9 protein-coding genes, 1 pseudogene and 1 other annotated feature are annotated in these 10,360 nt (G+C 45.4%); of the genes and pseudogenes, 8 read left to right on the forward strand and 2 right to left on the reverse strand.

Going from position 1 to position 10,360, the window contains the following annotated elements; all coding sequences use genetic code 11:
- The 8 genes and pseudogenes from WMO25_RS09180 to WMO25_RS09215 all read left to right on the forward strand — a co-directional run.
- A partial coding sequence (locus WMO25_RS09180; RefSeq protein ID WP_349085087.1) for an arginine repressor occupies window positions 1-347 on the forward strand: 347 nt, incomplete at its 5' end.
- A 16-nt stretch (window positions 348-363) separates the two neighbouring features.
- Window positions 364-2,040 carry a DNA repair protein RecN gene (gene recN / locus WMO25_RS09185; protein WP_250798305.1) on the forward strand — a complete coding sequence of 559 codons (1,677 nt, stop codon included), beginning with the start codon at window positions 364-366 and terminating at the stop codon, window positions 2,038-2,040.
- A gap of 193 nt (window positions 2,041-2,233) precedes the next feature.
- Window positions 2,234-3,304 (forward strand): SpoIVB peptidase, encoded by a 1,071-nt coding sequence (spoIVB, locus tag WMO25_RS09190; RefSeq protein ID WP_349085092.1) that lies wholly within the window; start codon window positions 2,234-2,236, stop codon window positions 3,302-3,304.
- Window positions 3,305-3,718: 414 nt separating this feature from the next.
- Window positions 3,719-4,519 (forward strand): SDR family NAD(P)-dependent oxidoreductase, encoded by an 801-nt coding sequence (locus WMO25_RS09195; RefSeq protein WP_349085088.1) that lies wholly within the window; start codon window positions 3,719-3,721, stop codon window positions 4,517-4,519.
- 99 nt (window positions 4,520-4,618) lie between these two features.
- Window positions 4,619-4,741: pseudogene (locus tag WMO25_RS09200) on the forward strand (SpoIVB peptidase S55 domain-containing protein); the annotation flags it as partial.
- Window positions 4,742-4,949: 208 nt separating this feature from the next.
- Window positions 4,950-5,198: a cytidylate kinase-like family protein gene (locus tag WMO25_RS09205; RefSeq protein WP_349085089.1), complete on the forward strand. Its 249-nt coding sequence runs from the start codon at window positions 4,950-4,952 to the stop codon at window positions 5,196-5,198.
- A 178-nt stretch (window positions 5,199-5,376) separates the two neighbouring features.
- Window positions 5,377-6,966: a potassium/proton antiporter gene (locus WMO25_RS09210; protein ID WP_349085090.1), complete on the forward strand. Its 1,590-nt coding sequence runs from the start codon at window positions 5,377-5,379 to the stop codon at window positions 6,964-6,966.
- 43 nt (window positions 6,967-7,009) lie between these two features.
- Window positions 7,010-7,627, forward strand: coding sequence for an HAD family hydrolase (locus WMO25_RS09215; protein WP_117541616.1), 618 nt, complete (start codon window positions 7,010-7,012; stop codon window positions 7,625-7,627).
- A 316-nt stretch (window positions 7,628-7,943) separates the two neighbouring features.
- Here WMO25_RS09215 and tyrS read toward each other — a convergent pair whose 3' ends face one another.
- Window positions 7,944-9,167 (reverse strand): tyrosine--tRNA ligase, encoded by a 1,224-nt coding sequence (gene tyrS, locus WMO25_RS09220; RefSeq protein ID WP_178439936.1) that lies wholly within the window; start codon window positions 9,165-9,167, stop codon window positions 7,944-7,946.
- Window positions 9,168-9,215: 48 nt separating this feature from the next.
- Window positions 9,216-9,457, reverse strand: a binding site (T-box leader).
- A gap of 107 nt (window positions 9,458-9,564) precedes the next feature.
- A partial coding sequence (locus tag WMO25_RS09225; RefSeq protein WP_349085091.1) for a PucR family transcriptional regulator occupies window positions 9,565-10,360 on the reverse strand: 796 nt, incomplete at its 5' end.

Consider the following 10,360-nt stretch of genomic DNA (forward strand, 5'->3'; position numbering starts at 1 on the left):
CTCAGGCTACAATTTCAAGAGATATCCGTGAATTGCGTTTATCAAAGGTCAACAGCCATGACGGCAAGCAGAAATATGCGATTATGTCTGTCAAAGAGCGTGGATTGAACGACAAACTGAGCAAAGTCCTGAAAGAAGGCTATATTTCCAGTATGGAGGCTTCCAACCTGGTGGTTGTAAAAACAGCTACCGGTATGGCCATGGCTGTAGCAACGGCACTGGATGCTATGGAGCTTCCGGGCTTTGCGGGATGTATTGCCGGTGATGATACCGTGATGTGTGCCCTTCATTCCGGTGCGGATGTTGAGATGTTGTTAAATAGGATCAATAAAGTAGTCAATCAATAAAAGGCAGAGGTAGGAAATGCTTCAGAATATACATGTAAAAAACATGGCGCTCATTGATGAGGCGGATGTTGATTTCGGAGGTCATCTGAATATTCTTACAGGTGAGACAGGCGCCGGTAAGTCGATCATTATCGGTTCCATCAGTACAGCCCTCGGCGGTAAGGTCTCCAGAGATGTGATCAGGAAGGACGCGGAATATGCCCTTGTAGAATTGAATTTTAAAGTGAACAGTCCTCAGATTCTTGCAGAGCTCGAGAAAATGGAAATACCGGTGGATGGGGATGAGGTGGTCATCTCCAGGAGGATTACCGGCAGCCGGAGTGTGGCAAGAATTAATGGAGAACTGGTATCACTGCCTGTTCTCAGGCAGGCGGCGGCACTTTTGATTGATATTCACGGGCAGCATGAACATCAGTCTCTTTTACATAAGGATAAGCACCTGGCTATTTTGGATCAATTTTCCAGGGAAGAAATGGCATCCGTCAAAGATGCATTAAAAGACAGTTACAGGGAATATATGATATTGAAGAAAGAGATGGATGGGGCGATTACCGATGAGGGAAAACGTCTCAGTGAGATTTCTTTTTTGCAGTATCAGATTGAAGAAATAGAAAATGCGAATCTGCAGGATGGTGAAGAAGAGCAGCTGGATAAGGCTTTTCGCAAGATGAGCCATGCTCGGCAGATGATGGAGAGTGTGGCGGCGGCCCACGGCATGACCGGTTATGAAGGCGCTTCCTCAGCGGGAGACCTGGTGGGAAGAGCACTGAGAGAACTGTCTTCCGTTGAGAAATACGATGAGGCCATTGGCGGTCTGATCAGCATGCTGACAGATATCGACGGCCTTTTGAACGACTTTAACAGGGAACTGGCAGATTATGAATCCGGCCTCACTTTTGATGAATCTGTTTATCATGAGACAGAGGACCGGTTGAATCTGATCCAGCGTCTGAAGACCAAATACGGCAGCAGCATTGCTGAGATTCTTGCTCACCAGGCAGAGTGTCAGGAAGAACTGGAGAAGCTGGATGATTACGAGAACTATCTGTCCGGCCTTCGGATGAAGTTGGATCAGGCAGAGAAAGAACTTAAAGATTTGTCTGACAAGCTGACGACTATTCGAAGAGCCAATGCAGCTGTGCTTCAGGAAAGAATTAAAGCAGCACTGATTGATCTGAATTTTCTGGATGTCCGGTTTGAGATTCATTGTGAACCCCTGGGCCATTATACAGAGAATGGTCAGGACAGCATAGAATTTATGATTTCCACGAATCCGGGAGAAACAGTGAAACCTCTGGGTAAAGTAGCCAGCGGCGGTGAATTATCGCGAATTATGCTGGCGGTCAAATCTGTTCTGGCCGATGCGGATGCCATTGAGACATTGATTTTCGATGAGATTGATACCGGCATCAGCGGACGTACGGCACAGAAGGTTTCTGAGAAGATGGCCGTTATTGCCAGAAAGCACCAGGTGATCTGCATTACCCATCTGCCGCAGATTGCGGCTATGGCGGATGATCATTATGTTATTGAAAAATCTGCCATGGAGCAGCGTACCATCACAGAGATTTATCATTTATCTGATGATGCTTCTGTTGGTGAAATTGCACGTTTGCTGGGCGGTGTGGAAATTACGGATGCTGTTATGCAGAATGCCCGGGAAATGAAAAATCTGGCGCAGTCGAAAAAATAGATTAAATTGAAATTGTTCATCACATACTAACAGGGAACGGTCGAGAGATTATGTCCCTGTTTTTTATTTACGCGAGCAACGAGCCAAAGTCCGTGATTGCACGAGACCTTGGCGACTGCCGCGATAACTTGAGAAACTCGCGGAGCGTGTTTCTCATAGTTTTTATAGAAAGGTGTGTGGTGATGTGGAACGAATGAGAAAGTATCGTGTATGGCTGACGGCAGCATTGGTGATTAATCTGGTTGTTTTGTTTGGGTTTGTGATGAATTGTTATCAGACGAGAAAAAATGAAGTGGATCAGAAGCTGACGAAGGTGTCGGCGAATGTAGCCAGGCTGCGGTATGTGATGCCGGTGGGAATGCCGGTGGGGCTTTATATTCACACGAAGGGTGTGATGGTTCTGGGAACGGGAAAGGTGACAAACCTGGAGGATGATGTGCTGGAGCCGGCAAAGACGGTGTTTCGGGAGGGGGATTATATATTAAGTATAAACGGCACGACCCTTCGAAATACCAGTCAGGCGATGAGTCTGATCCAATCCTGTAAAGGGAAAATGCTCAGTTTTGAGGTACTTCGGGATGGAAAAAAGATCATGCTGACCATGAAACCGGTGGAAACAGCGGAAGATAGGTATAAGATTGGCGTATGGCTTCGGGATGACACGCAGGGAATTGGTACGATCACATATATTGATGCGGATCAGAATTTTGCAGCATTGGGACATGGCATTACGGATGTGGATACCGGAATTCTCATGGATATCAGTCATGGCATGGTCTATCAGTCTAATATTTTGTCGATTGTCAAGGGTTCCCAGGGAACACCTGGAGAAATTGTCGGCACTATCGACTATCAGAAAAAGAATCGCATTGGAACGATAAACGATAACAGCAGCTGCGGTATTTTCGGCACGGTGGATCGGGATTATCTGGCTTATGATCCGGAGAAAGCCGTACCTGTGGCCGATCCGGAGGAAGTGACAGAAGGTCCGGTACAAATTGTCTGTACAATGAACGGTGAGACAAATCGTTATTCGGCCGAAATTCGGAAGATTGACAAAAACAACAAAGATCACAAAAATTTTGTCCTGCAGATTACAGATGAACAGTTGCTGGAAAAAACAAACGGTATTCTGCAGGGGATGAGCGGCAGTCCAATTATTCAGAACGGCAAGCTGGTGGGCGCCGTGACCCACGTTCTGGTCAATGATCCGACCAGAGGGTACGGGATCTTTATCGAAAACATGCTGGAAGCGGCAGGATAAAAGATTTGACAGGGGAAGTTTGCCCCTGTCATTTTTAATAAATAGGATTTTTATATTTGACTCTGCCAAAAGGAAACTAACGGCAGAAACAAGGAAGCTTCGAGTCGGTTGCATATTTTTGTGGCCAGTGATACAGTAAAACCGCAATAATAAATCAATAAAAGGAAATGCTGACCCTAATACCAATCACTCGTGATTGGTAGTCCTATCCTTTCAAACATATAATTTGCAGGCACTGGAGTTGCATTTATATCGAAAATTTGATATCATATAAATGCTGAAAAAGCAAAAAGCCTTGAAAGCCATGGTATTCCGGCTTGTTATGCTTTGTTTCGATGCGGTGTGTGAATAATCCGCGGGAACGGCTATTCAGCAGACATTCATTAGACAGAAAATAATACAGGAGGTTTTCTTATGGACAGATTAAAAGGCAAAGTTGCTATTGTTACCGGCTCTACCAGTGGTATCGGCACCGGTATCGCAAAGGTTTTTGCAGCCGAAGGCGCTACGGTTGTTGTTTGTGGTCGCCGTGAGGCCAAGGGACAGAGTGTTGTGGATGCCATCAAGGCTGAGGGTGGTGAAGCTTCTTACCATTTCATGGACATCATGCAGGTGGAGAGCATCGAATCGCTGATCAAAGATACCGCTGAAAAGTATGGCAAGATCGACATTTTGGTTAATAATGCCGCCAATGTTGGCTTGAAGGATGGCCGTGTGGACGAGCTGACTCTGGATATGTGGGATGCTGTATTTTCTTCCGACCTGCGTGGCACCTTCTATGCGATCAAGTGCGTGATTCCCTATATGCAACAGAATAACGGTGGTTCTATCATCAACATCGGCTCCATGGCTTCCTGCGGCGGCGACCTGGGCTCCACAGCCTATGCTTGTGCAAAGGCCGGTGTGGATATGCTCACTCAGTCTACGGCACTGCAGTACGGCAAAGCCAATATCCGCTGCAACTGCGTGCGCCCCGGTCTCATTGTTACGCCCGACAATGAGGCAAAAGTTCCTCAGGTTTTGAAAGATATCTTCCTGAATAACATCATGGTTTCCCGTTATGGCTGCCCTGAGGATATCGCCAATATGTGCTTGTATCTGGGTTCCGATGAAAGCACATTCTTCACCGGACAAGTTGTCACTGTTGACGGCGGCCTGAATAGCCATGTTTCTACCGTTGGCGAGTTTAAGAAGATGGCGACTCGTACCTGGTAATTTGCCAGCTTGATGTCGTAAGTTTGCATGCGGTGCAAAGCTGTGTCGCAGCATAAGCCATTTTTCACAAGAAAATGTTGTCCATAATGACAATCACTCGTGGGCGGCAGCCCTGTGATTCAGAATGGAAAGCTGGTAGGGGCTGTCACCCATGTCTTTGTCAATGAGCCTACTAAAGGATATGGCATTTTTGCCGAAAATATGCAGAATGCTGAAGAATAAATGTAAAACGGATAATCTATATTTCTGTGGGGACAAATGAATTTTGCTATTATTATTGGTTATAGTGATGTTTTTAGTATAACAGAAAAATATAGAGAAATCAGCGACTATCAATGGCGATATCGGGGCCGGATAGTCGCTTTTTTGCGTTGTAAAAAGATTATGGGCAGCAAATGTTGAAAAACAGCAGGGAAAGGAGATCTGAACAATGTATCGTGTCATGTTAGAGGCATTTGTCCGGTCGATTATGGAAAAAATGGGGGTTTCGGAGCCAGAGGCCCATCGACTGATTATTAAAACTGATAAGTACCGGGCAGATTACTACAAATATTATACAGGCGGGCATGAATGGACAAATCCCATCAATTATGATCTGACTTTAAACAGTGACAGGATCGGGCGTGATGAATGTGTCAATCTGCTGAACTGGTATTGTAAAGAAAAATTTCATCTGTAAGTAAAGAGGGGGAAAATCGTCTTAAAAATCAGTAGAGTGGATTTATTATGGCAAAGGAATCTTCTGCTAACTGGCAAAGGTATCCATAATATGGTAGAATAATTTTGTAGCTGATGATTCAGGCCTGAAGATGTTGTTGGTCATCAGGCCTTGAAAGTCTGTGAAGGAGGAACTGCCTATGGCTCAAAACCTGATTTTATTTGCAATTGTTTTATTTTTATGTTTGATGGCCGAGAAGCTGTCAGGAAAAGTCGGCATGCCGGCGTTGATTCTGTTTATGGGTGTGGGGATGCTGTTTGGCAGTGACGGTATTCTTCGGATTGCCTTTGATGATTATGGATTGGCACAGAATATCTGCCTTATCGCCCTCTGTTTTATCATGTTTTACGGCGGTTTCAATATGAAATGGAGCGCAGCAAGACCAGTGGCCGTCAAAGCCATCTGTCTTTCTACTATTGGTGTTGTTGTGACAGCCGGCCTGACAGCGGTATTCTGCTTGGTGGTTTTGAAGTTTGATTTCGTCGATGCCTTCCTGATGGGGGCTGTGTTATCATCAACGGATGCAGCCAGCGTCTTCTCAGTATTGCGAACGAAAAAACTGAATTTAAAGGATGGTACGGCGTCTATTCTTGAGATGGAGAGCGGCAGTAACGACCCGGTGGCTTATCTTTTGACAATGATCGGTATCATGATGAAAACAGGCGGAAGTCTCAGTTCCCTGCCCTATATGATTTTTGCCCAGGTGGTGTTCGGTTTGGCTATCGGCGCAGCGGCTGCTTCCCTTGGCATTCTTTTACTGAAAAAGGGAACGATGCAGGCAGCAGGCATGGATATGATCCTTGTGATCGCCCTGGTGATGATTGCCTTCGGTTTATCTGAGGCCATCGGCGGCAATGCATTTCTGACGGTTTATCTTATGGGTATATTGCTGGGAAACAGCAATATCAGAGGCAAAGAAACGCTGATCCCGTTTTTTGACGGAATGACCGGTCTGGCTCAGATTGTTCTGTTCTTCTTGCTGGGGCTTTTGTCCTTCCCGCACAAGCTGCCGCAGATTTTCTTTGTATCCCTGGCGATTGCCATCGTACTGACGGTGATCATCCGTCCGGTTACGGTATTTCTGATTATGAAGCCTTTTAAATGCAGCAGCAGGCAGTGCCTGATGATCTCCTGGGCAGGGCTTCGAGGTGCGGCTTCCATCGTGTTTGCTATTATGGTGATCGCAGCAAGTTCGTCATCATCAGATACATTGTTTCATACAGTATTTATGGTGGCTCTTTTATCCGTTGCCATACAGGGAACTTTGCTGCCATTTGTAGCAGAGAAGCTGAAGATGGTGGATGACAGCTGCGATGTCCGTATGACTTTTAATGATTATAAGGAAGCATCAGAAATTACCATGATGCAGATGGAAATCCCGGAGGGACATAACTGGGAGAATCGTCTGGTGAAAGATGTCAGCATGCCTACAGGTTCATTGGCTGTGATGATCAAACGTCATGGAGAAACATTGATTCCCGGTGGTGATACAAGGATACTGGCAGGCGATACCATTGTTCTCAGTGTTCCGGCCTATGAGTCCGGCGGTCAGGAACATCTTGAGGAGCAGGAGATTACCCCAAAGCATCGCTGGTGCAATAAAACCATTGCGGAGCTGATGCTTCCTCACGGAACGCTGATCGTACTGGTGCGCCGGGATAATGAAAATATCATCCCAAATGGGCAGACAGAGATTCTGGAAGGGGATCATGTGGTGATCTACCGATAAGTGGGATACATGGATCATTGAATCTTGAAAGGAAATAGAATAGATGATAAAGAATATTGTTTTTGATATGGGGAATGTTCTTGTGGCTTATGATGGCCGCAAGGTATGTAAACATTACATAAAGGATAAAAAGGACAGGAAACGCGTATTTACGGCAATTTTTCAGTCACCGGAATGGGTTTATCTGGACATGGGCATGATTCCGGAAGAACAGGCTGTTGACCAGATGTGTGCCCGTCTGCCGAAGCGGCTTCATGAAGCGGCAAGACTGTGTATGCGGGATTGGCATCTCTATAATATGAAGCCCATCAAAGCAATGATTCCAGTCATCCAGGACCTGAAAGCGCGTGGTTTCAAACTGTATATCTGCTCCAATGCCTCCCTGCGTCTGCCGATGTGCTATCAGGAACTGCTGCCGGAAGTTGACAGCTTCGACGGCATCCTTTTCTCAGCAGAAGAAAAACTGTTAAAGCCGCAGAAAGAAATCTATGAGCGTTTATTTGAAAAATTCAACATTAAACCGGAAGAAAGCTACTTCATTGATGACCTTCAGCTCAACATCGACGGCGCCGCAGCCTGCGGCATGAAAGGCTACTGCTTTGCAGACGGAAACGTAGAAAAACTGCAGAAAGCCCTGGAAAGCCTCAATAAAGACAGTTAATAGATCGAATGCCGTTAAGATTCGGGCTTATATTTTGTGCTGATGGCAAGATTGATTTTGAAAAAAATAACGGGACGGCGTTTATATATTTTGGATTGAGTGCAATCAGGCAATAAAAATAGAATCCCGCAGGATTAATTCGGTCCCAGGTGCTTCAACGCCTGTCGGTACTTAGACAGTGTTTTATACTGTCTTATGTACCGCTACTGGCGTTGGCAGTGCAAACGTGCCTGGGATGAATTAATCCTGCGGGATTCTGTAATTAAAAGACCGGGATTGCACACATCTTAATATTTAGAGCGCCGTCCCCTTTGTTTTATTCAAACACAATCTTGCTGTATTTTTTCTTGCCGCGTCGTACGATAAAGTCTTCTTTCATGATGTCTTCCGGCGTGTAAGCTGCTTTAAAATCAGTAACTTTTTCACCATTGACGGTAACACCGCCCTGCTGAACATTACGTCTTGCTTCGGAACGTGTCGGGCAGAGGCCTGCAGCTACAAGGATACCGAGGATATCGATGCTGCCGTCTCTTAAATCAGCTTCTGTCAGTGTTGTGGTTGGCATATCAGCAGCGCTTCCCGCTGAGAACAGTGCACGGGCACTTTCCTGAGCCTTTGTGGCTTCTTCTTCACCGTGAACAAGCTTAGTCAGTTCAAAAGCGAGGATTTCCTTAGCCTGATTTAACTGGCTGCCTTCCCATTTATCCATCTCGTCAATCTGTTCAAGCGGCAGGAAAGTCAGCATACGCAGACATTTCAGAACATCTGCATCGCCGACATTTCTCCAGTACTGATAGAAGTCGAATGGAGATGTCTTATTAGGGTCAAGCCATACAGCACCGGACTGAGTCTTGCCCATCTTTTTGCCTTCTGAATTCAGAAGCAGCGTAATTGTCATAGCAGATGCATTCTTGCCGAGCTTACGGCGAATCAGTTCTGTACCTCCCAGCATGTTGGACCACTGATCGTCACCGCCGAACTGCAGATTACAGCCGTATCTTTGGAATAACTCATAGAAATCGTAGCTCTGCATGATCATGTAGTTAAATTCCAGGAAGCTTAATCCGCGTTCCATACGCTGTTTGTAGCATTCAGCTGTCAGCATACGGTTAACGGAGAAGTGGGCGCCTACGTCACGAAGCAGCTCGATGTAGTTTAAGTTCATCAGCCAGTCAGCATTGTTGACCATCAGTGCTTTGCCGTCTGAAAAGTCAATGAAACGGGACATCTGTTTCTTGAAACAGTCAACATTGTGCTGGATGGTTTCAGGTGTCATCATCTGACGCATATCTGTACGGCCGGATGGGTCACCGATCATAGCTGTACCGCCGCCGATTAAGGCGATTGGACGGTTGCCTGCCATCTGCAGACGTTTCATCAGGCAAAGTGCCATGAAATGGCCGACATGAAGACTGTCAGCGGTCGGGTCAAAACCGATGTAGAAAGTTGCCTTTCCGTTGTTGATCAGTTCCTTGATTTCTTCTTCATCTGTAACCTGGGCGATCAGGCCTCTGGCTACCAGTTCATCATATAAAGTCATGAGAAGTTCTCCTTTCAAAATTGTATGAAATAAAAAAACCCCGTCCTGTATAAGGACGAGGAATAACTCGCGGTACCACCTTAATTGAACAGCTATTCGCATAACTGTACTCATCAAGTATCTGTCAATACTTGTGCATACTAACGGTTGCATTCCGTCGCAGCCTACTTGGAATCGTTCGGTGCGCAGCTTGTGAAGGTATTCAGCGATAGCTTCCCCTCTGCCTTCCACCAACCGGCAGCTCTCTGGATGTTCCACTATGGCTTACTTATTTCAGTCATTGCCTTTAAAATATCTGTTTAACATTATAAAGCATAAAAAGTTTTTGTCAATACTATTTTGGAGGAGATTTTATATTGAACAGTTACGATAAGTTATAATAAAAAAGTGAATCGGACTATTTGGCCAGGTTCAATCCCAGATATAGCATTACCGCATCCTTGAATGCTCTTGGATTCAGCCCGGATTTCCTGAAAATATGATTCAGTTTATATTGCAGTGTATTTTTGTGTATAAAAAGTTGTCGGCTTGTCCCGGACAGGGACATATCATTTTCAAAGTAAGCAGTGAGAAGATGACGTTCGTTTTCATCCAGAGTGGATAAAGTCTTGGTGAGAAATTCGGCTTTTTCCAGTGGATTCAGCCCGGAGAAAATAAGCTCAAGGCCAAGATCATCAAAGAAAATATATCCCTCCGTCTGAGCTGTAAAATGTTTCATGGCGGTAACAGCTGTCTGATAGGAATCACACAATTGATAGACAGAGGTCATTTTTCCGATCGTCATTTTCAGGGATGTCTGATGATCCTTTGCAAAGCGTTCCAGAATATATGCGTTGTGTTCCAATTGTGACGGCAAAACGACAGCAGTATATTCATTCGGATAGTAAAAGGTATACAGTTTTATAGAAAGCATTTCAAAAAACTGATGGATTTTCTGTTCCAGCAGAGAAAGATTGTCGGAAGGACTTTCAGCAGCTGCACGCATCAGCAGGATCCGGTATTTTTGGGTAATATTGATGCCACATTCTTTCAGACATGCATTAAGATAATCCATGTTGGCAGAAGTGTGGTGAATCAGTGCTTCCATAGCGAAATGACGCTTGTCTGCCTGATTGCGGCTGATGGTGTTCAGTTCCCGTTCACGGATCAGCAGATGTGTGATGCGCTCCGCCAGATGGGCATATTTGCGGACT

Source organism: Coprococcus intestinihominis (genome assembly GCF_040096555.1).
GTDB lineage: Bacteria > Bacillota > Clostridia > Lachnospirales > Lachnospiraceae > Coprococcus_A > Coprococcus_A intestinihominis.